This is a genomic window from Shewanella sp. SR43-8 (assembly GCF_014163775.1).
GTDB lineage: Bacteria > Pseudomonadota > Gammaproteobacteria > Enterobacterales > Shewanellaceae > Shewanella > Shewanella vesiculosa.
Genome location: NZ_JACJDX010000008.1, coordinates 82169 through 100107, shown reverse-complemented (window position 1 = coordinate 100107; position 17939 = coordinate 82169). Strand labels below are relative to the sequence as shown.

General features: G+C 43.1%; 17 protein-coding genes. 12 read left to right on the top strand and 5 right to left on the bottom strand.

What is annotated here, in order from left to right; genetic code table 11:
* Window positions 1-676 precede the first annotated feature (676 nt).
* The 3 genes from H5114_RS11805 to plsB all read right to left on the bottom strand — a co-directional run bounded on the left by H5114_RS11805 (window position 677) and on the right by plsB (window position 4900).
* Complete coding sequence (locus tag H5114_RS11805; protein ID WP_182723028.1) at window positions 677-949, bottom strand: hypothetical protein; 273 nt, start codon at window positions 947-949, stop codon at window positions 677-679.
* Between the two features lie 271 nt (window positions 950-1220).
* Window positions 1221-2477, bottom strand: a complete 1257-nt coding sequence (gene mtr / locus H5114_RS11800; RefSeq protein WP_182723027.1) for a tryptophan permease — start codon at window positions 2475-2477, stop codon at window positions 1221-1223.
* On the bottom strand, window positions 2477-4900 hold the full coding sequence (plsB, locus tag H5114_RS11795; RefSeq protein WP_182723026.1) for a glycerol-3-phosphate 1-O-acyltransferase PlsB: 2424 nt from the start codon (window positions 4898-4900) through the stop codon (window positions 2477-2479). The genes mtr and plsB overlap by 1 nt, the downstream gene beginning before the upstream one ends.
* A 264-nt stretch (window positions 4901-5164) precedes the next feature.
* Between plsB and lexA the strand changes: the two genes are divergently transcribed.
* The 6 genes from lexA (at window position 5165) to H5114_RS11765 (ending at window position 11306) form a co-directional block, all read left to right on the top strand.
* Entirely contained in the window at window positions 5165-5779 is a 615-nt protein-coding gene (lexA, locus tag H5114_RS11790) for a transcriptional repressor LexA (protein ID WP_124018274.1), read from the top strand.
* On the top strand, window positions 5776-6282 hold the full coding sequence (locus H5114_RS11785; protein ID WP_124018273.1) for a cell division inhibitor SulA: 507 nt from the start codon (window positions 5776-5778) through the stop codon (window positions 6280-6282). The genes lexA and H5114_RS11785 overlap by 4 nt, the downstream gene beginning before the upstream one ends.
* 395 nt (window positions 6283-6677) lie before the next feature.
* The gene (coxB, locus tag H5114_RS11780) at window positions 6678-8267 is read left to right on the top strand and encodes a cytochrome c oxidase subunit II (protein ID WP_182723025.1); all 1590 of its coding nucleotides are present in this window, start codon (window positions 6678-6680) and stop codon (window positions 8265-8267) included.
* A gap of 9 nt (window positions 8268-8276) precedes the next feature.
* On the top strand, window positions 8277-9869 hold the full coding sequence (ctaD, locus tag H5114_RS11775) for a cytochrome c oxidase subunit I (protein WP_182723024.1): 1593 nt from the start codon (window positions 8277-8279) through the stop codon (window positions 9867-9869).
* Window position 9870: 1 nt separating this feature from the next.
* A complete protein-coding gene (locus tag H5114_RS11770) occupies window positions 9871-10434 on the top strand; it encodes a cytochrome c oxidase assembly protein (protein WP_124018270.1) in 564 nt (187 codons plus the stop codon).
* Window positions 10431-11306: a cytochrome c oxidase subunit 3 gene (locus tag H5114_RS11765; protein ID WP_182723023.1), complete on the top strand. Its 876-nt coding sequence runs from the start codon at window positions 10431-10433 to the stop codon at window positions 11304-11306. Before H5114_RS11770 ends, H5114_RS11765 begins: the two co-directional genes overlap by 4 nt.
* Before the next feature lie 7 nt (window positions 11307-11313).
* Here H5114_RS11765 and H5114_RS11760 read toward each other — a convergent pair whose 3' ends face one another.
* Window positions 11314-11532, bottom strand: coding sequence for a DUF2909 family protein (locus H5114_RS11760; protein WP_124018268.1), 219 nt, complete (start codon window positions 11530-11532; stop codon window positions 11314-11316).
* Window positions 11533-11557: 25 nt separating this feature from the next.
* Here H5114_RS11760 and H5114_RS11755 point away from each other — a divergent pair, with 25 nt between their 5' ends.
* From H5114_RS11755 to H5114_RS11735, 5 genes are read left to right on the top strand one after another with little or no spacing between them, the layout of a single operon-like run.
* Window positions 11558-12301, top strand: coding sequence for an SURF1 family protein (locus H5114_RS11755; protein WP_235781657.1), 744 nt, complete (start codon window positions 11558-11560; stop codon window positions 12299-12301).
* 57 nt (window positions 12302-12358) lie between these two features.
* Window positions 12359-12910 (top strand): hypothetical protein, encoded by a 552-nt coding sequence (locus H5114_RS11750; RefSeq protein WP_182723022.1) that lies wholly within the window; start codon window positions 12359-12361, stop codon window positions 12908-12910.
* Window positions 12910-13890: a heme A synthase gene (locus H5114_RS11745; RefSeq protein ID WP_124018265.1), complete on the top strand. Its 981-nt coding sequence runs from the start codon at window positions 12910-12912 to the stop codon at window positions 13888-13890. Before H5114_RS11750 ends, H5114_RS11745 begins: the two co-directional genes overlap by 1 nt.
* 13 nt (window positions 13891-13903) lie before the next feature.
* On the top strand, window positions 13904-14815 hold the full coding sequence (gene cyoE, locus H5114_RS11740; protein ID WP_124018264.1) for a heme o synthase: 912 nt from the start codon (window positions 13904-13906) through the stop codon (window positions 14813-14815).
* Window positions 14816-14830: 15 nt separating this feature from the next.
* On the top strand, window positions 14831-15457 hold the full coding sequence (locus H5114_RS11735; protein WP_124018263.1) for an SCO family protein: 627 nt from the start codon (window positions 14831-14833) through the stop codon (window positions 15455-15457).
* 41 nt (window positions 15458-15498) lie between these two features.
* Here H5114_RS11735 and H5114_RS11730 read toward each other — a convergent pair whose 3' ends face one another.
* The gene (locus H5114_RS11730) at window positions 15499-16557 is read right to left on the bottom strand and encodes a polysaccharide deacetylase family protein (RefSeq protein ID WP_182723021.1); all 1059 of its coding nucleotides are present in this window, start codon (window positions 16555-16557) and stop codon (window positions 15499-15501) included.
* A 14-nt stretch (window positions 16558-16571) separates the two neighbouring features.
* Between H5114_RS11730 and dinF the strand changes: the two genes are divergently transcribed.
* Entirely contained in the window at window positions 16572-17915 is a 1344-nt protein-coding gene (gene dinF / locus H5114_RS11725; protein ID WP_124018261.1) for an MATE family efflux transporter DinF, read from the top strand.
* Window positions 17916-17939: the final 24 nt, after the last annotated feature.

The following is a 17939-nucleotide window of genomic DNA, read 5'->3' as shown; positions in this document are numbered from 1 at the left end:
GATGTTTTCGTTAAGCGGCCATGGATGGCGCAAAGCGTCCCGAAGCAGTATCTGCACATAAGCCCACTGCAGGTGATTAACTGCATTGAAGGTACAAGCTTCAAACCCATTTAACCAACACCCACTCAGCTAAACACCACTAAACCAAACATAAAAATGCCAAACCTTCATTCGAAAGCCTACAAACTTTGGGGGCAAAACCAAGTTAGTTTTTAACTTAACATTCGTACCAAATGAAGCTAAATCGAAGAGATAGAATGACCCAGTGAAGATGCGACTGAGGGTATCGAAAACAGGGACGTTTTCGTTAAGCGGCCATGGATGGTGCAAAGCGTCCCGAAGCAGTATCTACACATCAGCTCACTGCAGGTGATTAACTGCATTGAAGGTACAAGCTTCAAACCCATTTAACCAACACCCACTCAGCTAAACACCACTAAACCAGACATAAAAATGCCAAACCTTCATTCGAAGGCCTACAAAATTTAGGCACAACGAGTTCGTTTTCTTGACTTAGAAACGGACAAAAGTAAGTCAACACTAAGCCGCTCTATCACATCTTTGTAATCGCGACATTCGCTATCCTGTAGCACACTTGCAGCAGGTAGTGAGTAGCAATTAAATCATGTGATCAATCAAACTTAACCGAACCAAATAAGTTGAGTTAATCAATATCTCACTTACGTTGTTGTAATATGAGTTGCTTTTCACGAGCAAGCATTACCATGCGAAACATGCCCCAAGCCATAATCACAGCACCTAAAAGCAACATGACATTAACAATGACAGCTTGGTTAGCGAGTATAGGTAAAAAATCTTGGTCAAATCCGGCAACTAAACCGTAAATTCCGAGACCAAACAACAGTGCTCCAGGGAAATCAATTAAGGCGACTATCATCATACTGCGATGAATTCTAGCCAACTCAGCTTGGGTGTTATTCTGTGTCATTTGCTCATCCTTGCCTAAATACACTTAATGAGTATCTATTACAGATACCACGATTATGCCCAAAATAGCGCTTTGCAATTGAAGTATCAGCGTCATCAACGGCAACATAAACCATCCAATTGACGGATATGGTTATTGCTATCATGCCAGCAAATAGCTTATTGACCAACATACCATTGGTTGTTAAATATCAGCCAGAATAGCCACAAACAAAAAAGCCTTCAAACGAAGACTTTCTGAATAATTATGATTCGATTATAACAAGTTGTGGTTATTTAAATACCGGTAAGATATCTGCCATTGCCAGTAAGTGACATGTTGCGGTCACTATCCCAAACAACACCACAAGCACAATCAGTGGCGTTCCGCCTGGCACCTTAAAGCCGACATAATGGGGGTACTGCTGCCTCACTTTATAAGCCAGCAAAGCTGGAACAATCACAGCCCATATGGTGGCTGCAAGTGCAGCAAAACCAATGGCGAGGATAAACCCATTCGGAAACAGCAAGCCCAATATTGTTGGCGGGATAAACGTAACCGCTGCAGTTTTAATCCGTCCGGTGCGCGAATCATCAAAACCAAATAGATCTGCAAGGTAGTCAAACAGACCTAATGTGACACCTAAAAATGATGATGCCACGGCAAGATTGGCAAACAGGGTCAACATGCTATCAAGCCATTGGCTGGCAATAACCCCTGACAACGCTGCAACTAACACCCCAATATTACCGCCTTGGGCAATAACATCGGCAAACTGGCTGCGCTGAATATTACCCATAGTTGCCACTAACCAACACACATAAATCACTAATGCGATTGTGGTTCCGCTAATGATAGCCTTAACAATGGTTTTAGCATCTTTACCGTAATATTTAACTAAACTGGGTACGTTACCGTGATAACCAAAACTGGCTAAGCCAAAAGGAATCGCAGCGAGCAGATAAGGTAAGTAACGCGACTCACCATCGGGTGATACCAGTTTCACGGTATCGATATCGATCAATAAATTACCAATGGCCAAGAAGAAGGTAATGACCATGCCACCAAGCATGATGGTGGTAATGCGATCAACCGCTTTAGTACTGACAAATACCACTAGCGCCAGCACCACGGCAAACACTAACCCTGCCACACTCTGAGGTAGACTGACACCCAATGCCGATAAACTGTGATTAACAATCGATCCGCCACCACTGATATAGGCATAAGTTAAAATGTACAACACAAAGGCTATAGAGACGCCGTTAATGACTCGCCAAAACTGCCCTAGGGTTACTCGAGTTAAGGTATCGAAACTGTCACCGGGTTCAAAATGCAAGTTAGCTTCTAATAACAGCAAACCCGACATTAGCATGCAAAACCAGACGCCGAGCAACATCGCTATTGAGTAACCAAACCACATCCCTGCACCAACAACTGGCAAGGAAAACATTCCCGCACCCACTGTAGTGCCAGCAATGATCATCGCCCCACCCAATACTGACTTACCACTAGTGCGATGCTTGGCCGCATTCATATGGTTTGCCATTATTGTCCGTGCTCCGCATCCACACTGTCTACTATGGTTTGTTTCACTGACGAACTCAGTAACTTGTTGGCATGATCTCGAATTCTGATCACTTCGTCACGATGTTCAACACTGCATAAGTAACCTAGTTCTTTTAACTTAACACTCAAGGTGTTATACAGTTTTTTGTCATAAAACTCTGGAGCGGTAATCCCGTGAAGTGCGCCTAGTCGTTGGGCCAACAAGTGACTGTCGGTTTCAAGAGCAGAACGTTCAAGCTCAGGCTTTATCGCCAGTAAATTAAAGATAATGGCATAACGCTGCAAGGTCTCACTGATCGTTTCAGCCAGAAGTAATACTTGGGTAATATGACGAGGCGTGATGACAAAGTTATCATTGTCGCTCAACAAACCTTGCTCAAGCATAAAGTCTAAAACGCCATCAACATATTTAGGCACATCATCAATGCCCATAAATAACTCTGCTTTCAACAATGGATAAAAATCCATCACGATGGCATGAATGCGCGCGCGATCGCAGTCATCATAGCGCAATAAACAACTGGCAATTAATGACGGTATCGCCATTACATGAATAATATTATTACGGTAATAACTCATGGTGATGGCAATTTTTTCATCAACAGAAATAATCTCACCAATAGAATCTTTGGTACTAACAAACTTATTTAACGACAAACAATGATCAACAATCGACTTACCATCACCCTCGGCGACCGATGCGTAATCGGTATAAGGTACGGTTTTCAATAAGGCTAAATACAGATCAAGTTGGCGTTCTAACTGACTTCTTTCTAATGCATTTTGCTCTGAGGCTAATAACACTAAACTGGTTAATGTTACCGAGCTCGCGGCGGCAGCACCGTTAATATTGGTCATCACGCGGTTAGCGAGTAAATTAACCGATGGAGTAAACCACGATGGTTTTTGATCAGGCTCTTTCGCCAGTTCGCTACGCCATTCTGGCGCTTGTTGATTTAAGAAGTGCTGTAAGTTAATCGGCTCACCAAAATTAACATAACCTTGGCCAAAGTTGCCGAGTTTACGCAGCGCACCAAATAACTGCCAAACAGATTCTTTTTTCTTTTTCTTGCCGCTTAACTCTTTGTGATAAGTGGCCACTTCCATCACATGATCATAACCTAAATACACTGGCACTAACGTCACTGGGCGCTCTATGCCGCGAAGTACACTGTTTATGGTCATTGCCAACATGCCGGTTTTAGGCGCAAGTAAACGCCCTGTACGCGAACGCCCACCTTCGGTGAAATACTCAACCGAATAACCTTTAGCAAATAACTGATCTAAATACTCACGAAATACTGCGGTATACAGTTTATTACCATTAAAGCTGCGGCGGATGAAGAATGCTCCACCACGGCGGAACATTGGCCCTGCAGGCCAAAAGTTCAAGTTAATACCGGCCGCAATATGCGGCGGAACCATACCCTGATAATACAAAATGTATGACAGCAACAAGTAATCCATATGGCTGCGATGACAAGGCACATAGACAATTTCATGGCCATCATGGTGAAGCTGTCTTACCTGTTCAGCACCTTTGATATTGATACCGCTATATAATTTATTCCATAACCAAGTGAGAAAACGCTCGGCAATGCGCACTAAACTATCTGAATAGTCTGCGGCAATTTCATCGAGGTATTCAATCGCAGTTTCACGAGCTTTTTCAGGAGATACTTTTTTGTTGACTGCTTCTTCTTCAATAGCCTTTTTAATTGAATCTGACTTTAATAAAGAGGCAAATAGCATTTGACGATTAGGTAATTGTGGCCCTGTCATAACTTTACGTTGGCGACGGAAATGTACTCGCGCGACACGAGTTAATTTATGCGCAATTCTTTTGTCTGTACCATGCTCATCAGCCATATGGCGCAGCGATAACGCATTAGAAAACTGCACAAAATTATGTCGCCCTAAAAATAAAATCATCAGCCACTTACGTAACCAAGTTGGGTTTTCTCTTTCAAAAACAGCCGCTGTCATGCTGTCTTCTTCCTTACCAGGAGTACGTCCCCAATAAAGACAAACTGGCACTAATTGAATATCAAGGTCAGCATTCTCACTATGAAGCGATAATAAACGGGTAAAATAATTAAGGAACTTCTCACCACTTTCACGTTTACCAAATAGAGGTTTACGCCCCTCTAAACACACCACTCGAGGCACTCTTAAACCATCAAGCTGTAACGGCTCATAAGGACTTGGCATACCAAATCCTTCAGTGATTTCGCTCAAGGCGGCAATATCACTAATAGATTCCGTTTTCATCAAATAAACCAAGGGCTTGGTCGGATCTATATTGAGGTCATCAAACGGATCATGGGGCACCACAATGGTCTGTACCATCCATTTCTGAACCCATTTTAATGCTTGTAAAAATATTGAATCTGGTTTTGACATGGTTATTTTCGCAACATAAGCCATTGTAATATTGTCGTATAGGATACCAGAAACCACCCTGCTTACACTATCTGGCCGACTTATCTTTACGTGTAAGCTCTCACTTTAAGACATAGTGCAAGATAAAACATATATAATAACTAATAAAAACATTTATTTAAGTTACAAAAAGCCAATAAAACACAAAAAATAGTTGGTTAATACTTGCACGAACACAAACACTGTATATAATGACAGTCACTGTATAAAAAGACAGGAATCATCATGAGACCGTTAACGCCGCGCCAAGCAGAAATATTAGACTTAATTAAAAACAATATCGCCGAAACAGGTATGCCACCCACTCGTGCTGAAATTGCGAAACGTCTTGGCTTTAAAAGTGCTAATGCTGCCGAAGAGCATTTAAAAGCATTAGCCAAAAAAGGCTTTATCGAGATCATGCCTGGAACCTCTCGAGGTATTCGCTTACCTCATGAAGAACAGATTGAAACCGGTTTGCCTCTGATTGGACAAGTTGCAGCTGGTGAGCCTATTTTGGCTCAAGAACACGTTGAACAGTATTATCAAGTCGACCCGAGCATGTTTAAACCTGCCGCAGACTTTCTGTTGCGCGTTCGTGGTGACAGCATGAAGAACATCGGTATTTTAGAAGGCGATTTACTCGCGGTTCATAAAATGCAACAAGCACGTAATGGCCAAGTTGTAGTAGCGCGTGTTGATGATGACGTCACCGTAAAACGATTTGAACAAAAAGGTAATGTGATTTATCTGCACGCAGAAAATGACGATTACACCCCGATTAAAGTTGATTTAAGTTGCCAAAGCCTAACCATCGAAGGGCTTGCCGTTGGCGTTATCCGTAATGGAGATTGGTTATGAACAAACTAATGGGCATCGCGCCACGTCACCCAGGCTTATGGGTAGATTTAGCTGAAACAGAATTGCATGGCAACCAAACCATTCGCACATTACAAACAGTCACCCAAGGTGAAGCTGAGTTGAGCCAGTTGTGTAGTCAACTCGCCACATTGAGCCAACAAGGTCGATGGATTGTGTTAATTAGCCCACCACACATTGGCTATAAACATATGCTGGCAAATGCTGGCGTGAGAATGGACCGTATTTTACTGGTGCACACTAAAGACGAAGTCGAAACCTTATGGGCGATGGAAAAAGCGCTTACCAGTGGAACATCAAGTGCTGTCGTCACTTGGACAAGCTCACTTGACGCTCGTGATAGTCGTCGATTAGAAATTGTGGCTAAAAGTGCACGGGCTTTAGGTGTGGTAATTGAGGATGTGAATGCTCACTTACCTCACAAACATCAACTTGTTAGCCCTACATTAATAAATGGAACAAGTAATTTTTGCTCATTTCACTAAGCATTAACCCTTACTTACCAAGCCCTGTATTGAATTCAGGGCTTTTTTTCATCTTTTTTCAGTCAATTAGCCAACAAAGTGATCTTGATCAATGTTTAATCTACAGCTAATGTTGTTCCCAAGGATGAAATATTATTCATCTTTAATTGGACGTGAATGACAGTGATTAAGATTACTTTCAGACAAATGAGCCAACTCAATATTGATAAGTTCTGTAGTAGGTACAAGCGTGGTGCACCGCTAATAATAAAACCGTAAACAACCTGTTTACTGCCACCAAGGTACTTTGAGGTCATCAAACTTTTTTCGGGAACCGAAAAGTTTGCATAGAGCAGAGAATTACTGTGTGACTTTTCTTTGTAATTGCTATTTGCAATGAACAGAGGAGCAGTCTTGTGAAGCAATGGTGGTATTGTTTACTGGTGGTGTTTATAGCACTTCCGCTTGGGGCATCAGAAATGTCCCTCAACATGACTCAAGGCGTGACAGATATCAGTGGTAAGGTTTATGGCCTCCACATGACGATACTTTATATCTGTTGTGCCATTGGGTTAGTGGTGTTTGGGATCATGATTTATTCAATGATTTACCATCGCAAATCAAAAGGCGCTGTTGCGGCAAATTTTCACGAAAGTACTAAAGTGGAAATAGCTTGGACCGTCATTCCTTTCATCATCTTAATCGCCATGGCTATTCCAGCCACTAAAACCTTAATTGCCATGGAAGATCCCAGCAATGCGGATCTCACCATCAAAATTACTGGGTCGCAGTGGAAATGGCATTACAGCTATTTTGATAAAGACATCGAATTTTACAGCACATTATCGACCCCCAGAGATCAAATCGATGGCATAGAGACTAAAGGAGAGCATTATCTTCTTGAAGTCGATAAACCACTCGTACTGCCCATTAACCAAAAAGTGCGTTTTTTAATGACATCAGATGATGTGATCCACTCATGGTGGGTTCCGGCTTTTGCGGTTAAAAAAGATGCCAATCCAGGCTTTATTAATGAAGCATGGACCCGCATTGATAAGCCCGGAATTTATCGTGGCCAATGTGCCGAATTGTGCGGTAAAGACCATGGATTTATGCCAATTGTGGTGCAAGCATTATCAGAGACAGATTTTGATAATTGGTTAGTAGAGCAAAAGCAACTGGCCAGTAATGCCGCTGCTGCGGCGGCTGCATCACTGTCACAAACCTTATCTCTTGAAGAGTTAACCACCCAAGGCGAACAGATCTATCTTGCTCGTTGCGCCGCTTGTCACCAACCTAATGGTGCGGGCCTTCCAGGTGTATTCCCATCACTAATTGGCAGTCCTATCATAAAAGGCCCTGTTGCAGGTCACCTCAACATCGTCTTAAACGGTAAACTAGGAACCGCAATGCAAGCCTTTGCCAAGCAACTTACCGCCCAAGAGATTGCCGCAGTGATTACCTTTGAGCGTAATGCTTGGGGCAATAATACCGGTGATGTTGTTCAAGCTGCTGATGTGAGTAATTTCTCTGGCGGCAATGAAGCAAGTACTGAAGCAAATAAGACTGAAAGCACAATGGCCGCAACAGCAACTGAGAGCACCAATACTGCGACAGAAAAAGCGACTCAGGCTCTTGAAACCATCGCAAAGGCTGTAACACCAGAGGTTGTTGCCATTGAAGATCTGCCGACCTTAACCTTGGAGCAATTAATCACAGAAGGTGAGCAGGTTTATGCCACCACTTGCGCCGCATGTCATCAAGCCTCTGGTGCTGGTTTGCCAGGCGCTTTCCCTTCACTTATTGGCAGCCCTGTGGTTACCGGACCGGTTAGCGGACATATCGATATCGTTATGCACGGTAAAGCAGGCACCGCGATGCAGGCATTTAGTAGTCAACTTAGCCCACAAAAGATGGCCGCGGTGATTACTTATGAGCGCAATGCGTGGGGCAATAATTCTGGCGAGGCGGTGCAACCTGCCGATGTCGCTAGCCATGGACAGTAGGGGAAGACAATGAGCACAACAACGCACGATACACTAGCTACCGCTCATGATGATCATCACGGAGCGCCGAAAGGGCTCATGCGCTGGCTACTCACAACTAATCATAAAGATATCGGTTCGCTGTACTTATGGTTTAGTTTTATTATGTTTCTCACTGGTGGCGCCATGGCAATGGTCATTCGGGCAGAGTTATTTCAGCCTGGATTACAGCTAGTAGAACCTAACTTTTTTAATCAAATGACCACGGTTCATGGTCTTATCATGGTATTTGGCGCAGTGATGCCGGCTTTTACCGGATTAGCTAACTGGTTAATTCCAATGATGATCGGTGCACCAGACATGGCTTTACCGCGGATGAATAATTGGAGCTTTTGGATTTTACCGTTCGCGTTTACCATATTACTCAGTTCGCTATTCATGGAAGGCGGTGGTCCTAACTTTGGTTGGACATTCTACGCACCGCTATCAACCACTTATAGCCCTGATAGCACCGCTCTATTTGTATTCGCCATCCATATCATGGGTATCAGCTCGATAATGGGCGCGATTAACGTTATCGTAACCATTGTTAACTTGCGCGCTCCTGGCATGACATGGATGAAACTGCCTTTGTTTGTGTGGACTTGGTTAATTACTGCCTTTTTATTAATTGCGGTGATGCCAGTGCTCGCAGGCGCAGTGACTATGGTGTTAACCGACAAGTTTTTCGGTACCAGCTTTTTCGATGCTGCAGGTGGCGGTGACCCAGTGATGTTCCAGCATATTTTCTGGTTCTTCGGTCACCCAGAAGTTTACATCATGATTTTACCCTCATTCGGCATTATCTCAGCCATTATACCGACCTTTAGCCGCAAGAAATTGTTTGGCTATTCCTCTATGGTTTACGCTACTGCCAGTATTGCTGTGCTGTCGTTCTTAGTATGGGCACATCATATGTTTACCACAGGCATGCCGGTATTCGCCGAGTTGTTTTTCATGTATTGCACCATGCTAATTGCGGTTCCCACCGGGGTTAAGGTGTTTAATTGGGTTGCTACCATGTGGCGCGGTTCGATGACATTTGAAACACCAATGCTATTTGCGGTGGCGTTTATCATTCTGTTTACCATTGGTGGCTTTTCCGGTTTGATGCTGGCAATCACCCCTGCTGACTTTCAGTATCACGACACTTACTTTGTAGTGGCGCATTTTCATTATGTGCTGGTGACTGGGGCGATATTTTCCATTATGGCGGCGGCATATTATTGGCTGCCAAAATGGACCGGTAATATGTACAACGAAACCTTAGGCAAGTGGCATTTTTGGTGCTCAGTGATCTCTGTCAACGTGCTGTTTTTCCCAATGCACTTTTTGGGCTTGGCGGGTATGCCTCGTCGAATCCCAGATTACGCAGTACAGTTTGCCGATGTGAATCAAATTGTTTCGATTGGTGGATTTGCATTTGGTTTATCGCAGTTTATTTTTCTCGCTGTGGTGCTCAAATGTATCAAAGGTGGCAAACCGGCTGGCGATAACCCTTGGGAAGCTGCAGAAGGTTTGGAATGGACCATTGCCAGTCCAGCGCCATATCACTCGTTTACCACTCCGCCGGAGATAAAATGAGATGACACAGCCAACAAAATCAAATCGTAAGTTATTAATCATGCTGATTGCTGGATCAATTGGTATGTTTGGGTTTGGTTTTGCATTGGTACCGCTTTATGACGTGCTCTGCGATACATTGGGGATTAATGGCAAAACCCAAAATAGCGCCAGTAGCTATGAAGCGGTAGTGGTTGATAAAAGCCGTACCGTTACCATTGAATTTGTGACCCAAGTTCAGTCAGATATGCCATGGGAATTTAGCCCTAAAGTTAACCAAATAAGCGTGCATCCTGGTGAGCTCACTCACGCACAATTTTTGGTTAAAAACCTGTCTGCACACGACACAGTAGGCCAAGCAATCCCTTCAGTATCACCTGGACAAGGAGCGGCGTACTTCAATAAAACGGAATGTTTTTGCTTTAACCAACAACCCTTGGCTGCATCAGCAACAGCAGAATTACCATTGATTTTCTACGTGGACCCGGATTTACCCGCGTCTATTAATACATTGACTCTCTCTTATACCCTCTATGACATCACCGATAAACAGACGATCGTCGTAGAGCAAGGAGCAGCAAAATGACCACAAAGTATCAAACTTATTATGTGCCAAACCAGAGTGCTTGGCCGATAATCGGTGCTATAGGCTTATTTTTAATTGCATTTGGCGCAGGCACTTATGTACAACAATTAGCCACTGAAAAAACCTCAGGAAGTTACATATTAATCACTGGTTTTGCCGTGATTATCTTTATGATTTTTGGTTGGTTTAAAACAGTTATTGATGAATCAATGGCAGGACTTTACTCACCACAAATGGATCGTTCATTTAGGCAAGGAATGAGCTGGTTTATTTTTTCAGAAATTATGTTTTTTGGGGCTTTTTTTGGCGCATTATTTTATGCACGTATGATTTCAGTACCTTGGCTTGGTGGCGCATCGAACAATGCCATGACTCATGAGGTACTGTGGCCTGCCTTTGAAGCAATTTGGCCTTTGGTGAAAACACCTGATGGTAGCGCAACCGAGGCGATGCCATGGACGGGTTTACCATTAATCAACACCATCATCCTGTTAACCTCATCGGTTACCTTGCATTTTTCCCACATCAATCTCGAAAAAGCCAATCGTAAACCGTTGATCATCTGGTTAGCGTTAACGGTGATTTTGGGGATTGCGTTTCTCAGTTTACAGGTCGAAGAATACAGCCATGCCTATCAAGAAATGGGCCTAACCCTGTCTTCAGGAGTGTACGGTAACACCTTCTTTTTGTTAACCGGATTTCACGGTATGCACGTGACGATTGGTACCCTGTTCTTGATTATTTTATTACTCAGAATTATCAAGGGTCACTTTACCCCCGACAAACATTTCGCATTTCAAGCGGGTAGTTGGTATTGGCACTTCGTTGATGTGGTTTGGCTATGCTTATTCATTTTTGTTTATGTGCTGTAAATCAGCACTAATAAGGTCTGGGGTTAGGTTGAATGTAGCCTAGCCCTAAGGCCACCAGCAGCACCACAATCACGACAACAGAAAATAACACTCTACGACCAAGATAATGGCTCATTGATTGTTGATGCTGCCCTTTAACCATAATAAATAAGGCTCTAGCTAAGTTAAATAATATGAATACAAGCAACGAGACTAAAACTAACTTAACAATGAAAGGTGTTGTCACAGGCAATCCTTTTAGGAGTGTGGGTGTGTCTCGGGTGTTATTTGTAATGATTACTTTGGTCGTGTTTGGCTTATTGGTCAAGTTAGGATTGTGGCAATTATCACGGGCAGCGTTTAAACAAGAGTGGCAAAGCACATTACTTGTGCGCCAACAGCAGCATGCACTCAATTATGAGGCAATGTTAGCACTGGTTAATTTATCAAAGTTACCCACTGGGTCTGAGTCAGAGGCGGCATTGCTCACAGGTTACCGCTTATCGATTTTGGCAAAACCCGTTAATAACACAATAATGCTGTTAGACAATCAGGTGTATCAGGGGCAAGTGGGATATTTAGCTTACCAAGTGTTTGAAATAACCCCAGAGCAGCCTTGGATACTCGTTGAACTAGGTTTTGTTGCAGCCAACAAAGACCGTCGAATATTGCCTCAACTTGAACCACTAGAAATACGCTACTACACCCTCTATGGACGGGTATATCAAAAACAAACCAATCCATTTAGTGATCAGTTAGATGCTGAACAACGCGCCGATGCGCCAATACGTTTTCAAAACATCAACACTGCAGCATTAGCTGACATGTTAGAACATTCGCTAATACCTGTAGTGCTACAACCAGAAAATGTCCCGCGCTACAACTTACCGCAACCTTGGGTGCCGATCCCATTATCGGCGCAGAAGCATCAAGGTTATGCCTTGCAATGGTTCACTATGGCAGGAGTATTTTTAGGATTAATGAGCTGGATAGCATATCGACAATATCGACGTTAACTCTCGTCGTGAATAAATAACTTAACAATAATATCAATATGATAAAGAGGAGATGGAATGAACTCCCTACCGAAAAAGAGCAATAAAGCGCTAATCGTATTACTGCTGGTGTTTATTTTACCGGTTGCAATAGCCAAGTTAGTGCTAAGCCTAGAACTCTATAATGGTGCGGCGACGAACAAGGGGGCACTGATCAATCCCGAAGTGAGTTATGCCAACTTAGCCATGGAAAACCCTAAACCACATATTTGGCAGGTACTTTTTTTTCTCCCCGAGCAGTGTAACGAGCAGTGTCAAGAACGTCTGTATATTTTACACCAGAGCTATATCGCACTAGGCAAAGATAGAGATCGCGTTATCCCGATCATAGTGGTGAATAATCACAGCGACACCAAGATACTCAAACAATTGAATATCGGTTTTGATCAAGTCAATGCCAATGAGGCACTTGCAACATTGTTGACTGAACAACAGCTGATCATTGTCGATCCTCTTGGCAGCCTGGTGATGCAATATGACAATGTGATTGGCCACGACGCCAATATTGCCCAAGGTAAAGCCATGATTGCTGATTTACGCAAAATGCTTAAATTATCGAGGGTGGGCTAATGACCATTAATCGGCTGATAAAATTTACCTTGGTATTTACCTTAGCGGTCATTTTAATGGGGGCTTACACACGCTTATCTGATGCCGGACTGGGTTGCCCTGATTGGCCTGGATGTTATGGCCATTTAGCAGTACCCAGTGCAAGCCATGACTTAGCAAAAATCGAAACGCATTTTCCACAAATGACCATAGAGCCAGAAAAAGCATGGCTTGAAATGATCCATCGCTACATCGCCGGTGCATTAGGATTAATGGTATTAGCTATCCTTGTATTGTGCCTTAAACAACCTCATGCACCGAAAAAACTCCCCAGTTTTATAGCCGTCTTAATTGTATTTCAAGCAGCGCTTGGCATGTGGACTGTCACAATGAAACTAATGCCTATTGTGGTGATGGCACATCTTATTGGCGGTTTTAGTCTATTTGCCTTGTTACTACTGCTGTACCTTAGGCTTAAGCCATTACGGATCCCAGGAGGTGATACTTATGCCCGCAAACTGGTTCCGTTAGCTTTAGTCAGTCTAGGAGTATTAGTCATTCAAATTGTACTCGGCGGCTGGACCTCATCGAATTACGCGGCTCTAGCCTGTACTTCGTTACCCATTTGCGAAGGTAACTGGGTCGATAACTTACGTATTGCCGATGCTTTTTCACCGTTCCAAGGCGATCATCCTAGTTTTGAATTTGGGGTATTAGACTATGCAACTCGAATGACCATTCATGTCAGTCATAGAGTTTGGGCCGTTGTTACTGCCATAACATTGATCCTACTAGCGCTAAAATTACGTTATGCACAATCACATGTAATGCGAAACAGTGGTTACTTATTACTGTTATTGGTAATCACCCAAGTCGGACTGGGTATTAGCAATGTGGTGATGAATTTACCTTTGGGCATCGCGGTATCACACAATGCAGGTGCAGCCTTATTGCTGCTTACCTTAGTCTTTATTAATTACGCCCTGTGGCGTAAAGCATAAGCGAGGATCGACCATGACAAAACCTCTTACTATTAGTCAGGTTCAACCTAAATTAACCCTACAATGGCGCGCTTATTTTGAAATGACCAAACCAAAAGTAGTTGCACTTATGCTACTTACCGTATTGGTTGGCATGTGTTTATCGGTACCGGGCATAGTGCCGCTGCAACCTTTAGTTGCTGGTATGGCAGGCATTGCAATGATGGCGGGGGCAGCGGCAGCATTTAATCATTTAATCGATCGCAAAATTGATGGCTTGATGGCCCGCACTTACAACCGACCTTTACCCAAAGGTAAAATATCGACAACTAAAGCGGCTGCATTTGCGGTGTCTCTCGGAGCCTTAGGCTTTGTGGTACTGTATGCCTTAGTCAATCCCCTAACCGCTTGGCTGACGTTTGCCAGTTTAATCGGCTACGCCTTGGTATATACCGCTTACCTTAAACGAGCAACTTCACAAAATATCGTTATCGGCGGATTAGCAGGCGCTATGCCACCATTACTTGGCTGGACCGCGATAACCAATGAAATGCATGGTTACGCCCTATTACTTGTGATTATTATCTTCACTTGGACCCCACCGCATTTTTGGGCGTTAGCGATTCACCGTCGTAAAGAATATGCCAAAGTTGATATTCCAATGCTCCCCGTAACGCACGGGGTAGAATTTACCAAAACCTGTATTTTGCTTTACACTATTTTACTCGCCATTGCCTGTTTACTGCCTGTTTTAGTCGGTATGTGTGGTCCAATCTATTTGGTCGGCTCTACCCTACTCAGTTGTGGCTTTATCTATAAAGCGTGGCAGTTAAAGTTTCATGATTATCCAGAACTGTCGATGCAGGTGTTTAAATTCTCAATTTATCATTTAATGGTGTTATTTATTGTTCTATTAGTAGACCATTATTTTTGGGTAAACACTTAACCTAGAAAAGGAAATATATTGAAAATAATCATAGCATTAGGGCTGATATTATTAGCCATAGGCGGAGGTGTTGCTTACCAAAAGATGCAAACAGAACCTATGGTACTGGCAACCAGTTATGTATTTGAACAACAGCGAGCATTAGCACCATTTACATTAGCAGACCAGTACGGCAACACCTTCAATAACCAATCATTACAAGGTAAATGGAGCTTATTTTTTATTGGTTACACTGCTTGCCCTGATGTATGCCCTACTACCTTGAATAAACTCGCCGCGGCTTATCCACAGCTACAAAAAATAGCCAAGAATATACAAGTGGTGTTTGTGTCGGCAGATCCTAAACGCGACACTCAAGCGAAACGTTTGGATTACATCAATTTTTTTAATCAGGACTTTATAGCGGTCACTGCACAACACGCTGATTTGTTTCCCTTTAGTCGTGACTTAGGCTTTGTATACGCTATGGTTGGAGACGGTAGCGATTATCAGGTAGACCATAGCGCATCTTATGTATTAGTTTCGCCCCGAGTAGAAAAGATTGCGGTATTTAAACCAAAACCTCAACCCGGCCAATTAGCGCAAATTCTTAATGCAGAACTGATTGCTGACTTTGAGCAAATAGTAAAATCCTGGCAATAGCGCGGACTCATTATTCGCAACAGTAACTAACTGAGATAACATTATTCTTCAAGCCACTGCCCATTATCTTGCGGGCGGATCCACGCTTGTGAAAACCAATAATAACCGGTTTTTGTTTTGCTCGGTGCCGTACAATTATAACGCGAACGTCCAGGGGCTAAATCTGATGATGCCTGAATCGATAAGCGATTTTTACTTAACCAAATGGGCTTTTTAGGGCCTTGCCCTTGAATAAAACACATCACCTGATGTGGATAAATATCCTCAGTATCGAGGGTTAATATTAACTTAGGTCGCCATTGGCCAGATACAAGTAGAGGGTCGCTTATATTTTGCTTAGTTACAGGCATAGGTAAACTGGAAAATTTGACCTTCAAACTCGCCAAATCAGCGTAAGCATTGGCCACAGGGAAACGCGGTAACGCCGTTAATGAAGCATACTCTCCAGCGGCCCCCGATTGCTGACCAAAACCAACAAAGCCGTGTTTAGTCAAAATAGCTTCTAACTTGCTAGTGTATTCGCCGTAAGGATAAGCAAACATTTTTACGCTTTGGCCAGTACGTTTTAAGATCTCGGCTTCCGTTGCGAGAATATTGTCTTCAACTCGTTCTTGCCATTGGTCTTGGGTTTCTTTACCTTGGCGACGAATTAAATGTTCATGCCCCCAACTGTGATTCGCTATTGTCACCCCTTGCTCTGACAGAGTGTTAATATCTTGCCAGCTCATCATCCCTTGGTAACCTGCTTCAATCGGAGCAACAGAAATAAATACCGTATAGGGAAACTTGTGTGTGGCTAAAATAGGTGCCGCATTTTCAATAATGCTGTCATAGCCATCATCAAAGGTAATCACAATACTTTTATGATTTAAGGTCGTGTTATGCTTAATACTATCAACAGCATCGCTTAAAGAAATAACCGTAAAATCATTATCAGCTAAATACTGCATTTGCTCAGCAAACTGACTCAGGGTCACACTGGTACTTTTAGGCGTGTTTTCAGACACATGATGATACTGTAAAATAACCACTGCATTGGCATCTAAATGCAATACACTCAAACTGAGCAATGCCAACCATAACGCTATTTTCTTAACCATGATTATTCATACCTATGTCAGTTAGTACACTACTGTTAAATCGCCAAAAAAATCGTCAATTATTGGCATTAGCAACACCCATGATCCTGTCTAATATTACCATTCCGCTCTTAGGATTAGTTGATACAGCTGTGATTGGGCATCTAGGACACGCTTATTATCTTGGTGGCGTAGCCTTAGGAAGTACCATCATCACCTTGATGATATGGTTGCTTGGTTTTTTACGTATGTCCACCACCGGACTTGTCGCGCAAGCCTTCGGGGCTAATGATACCTCAACTCAGCAACAATTACTGATACAAGGTTGCAGCTTAGCATTAACCTTAGGTTTCGTTGGCGTCATGCTGCAATCTCCTCTGCTCAATTTAGCGCTCAGTCTCAGTGATGCCAGTGAGCAAGTCATGCTCTATTGCCGCCAGTATGTGTCGATTCGAATCTGGTCCTTGCCTTTTGCCCTAACCAATTTAGTGCTACTGGGTTGGTTGCTTGGGCGCCAAAAGCCCAAAGCGGCTATGTGGCAGCTGATTATCGCCAACAGCGTCAATATTATTCTCGATATTGTATTTGTCATGGTATTTAAATGGAATGTGCAAGGCGCGGCATTAGCATCGGTTATTGCTGACATCTGTGCTTTTTCAGTGGCATTAGTCATGGTTAAACGCCAACTTATTGATATGGGTGGACTCAAATTAAGCCAGGTTATCGCGCATTTATCTTGGCGCGGTTATGCTCGTTTACTCACCTTAAATCGTGATATTTTTATTCGCAGTTTATGCTTACAAGCCGCGTTTAGCTTTATGACTTTTTATGGTGCCGGCTTAGGTGACAACATTATTGCCGCTAATGCCGTGCTGCTTAATTTACTGATGCTGATCTCTTATGCATTAGACGGCATAGCCTATTACGCCGAAGCAGAAGTGGGCCGCGCATTTGGTCAAAAAAATCCAACCTTACTCCATGACAGTGTAGTGTTAGCTTTTTGCTGGTCGGCAATAGTGGCAGGATTATTTAGCCTACTATTTTGGTTGGCAGGGCCGTGGATAATTCAGCTATTAACCAATATAGAAGCGGTGCAAGATACTGCCAATAATTACTTAATCTGGCTCATTTTTATGCCTATATTGGCGTTTGGCTGCTATTTATTTGATGGGGTATATATTGGCGCGGCACAAGGACAAACCATGCGGAATAGCATGATAATCGCGACCTTTGCAGTTTACTTTCCGAGTTGGTACCTGTTGCAAGCTTGGGGCAACCACAGCCTTTGGGCTGCGATGTCGATATTCATGCTATGTCGAAGTGTAACACTCGGCTGGCACTATTATTATAAACTCAGGTATCAACTGGTGAGCGTATAATATATTGAAGACCTCGCTATAAAA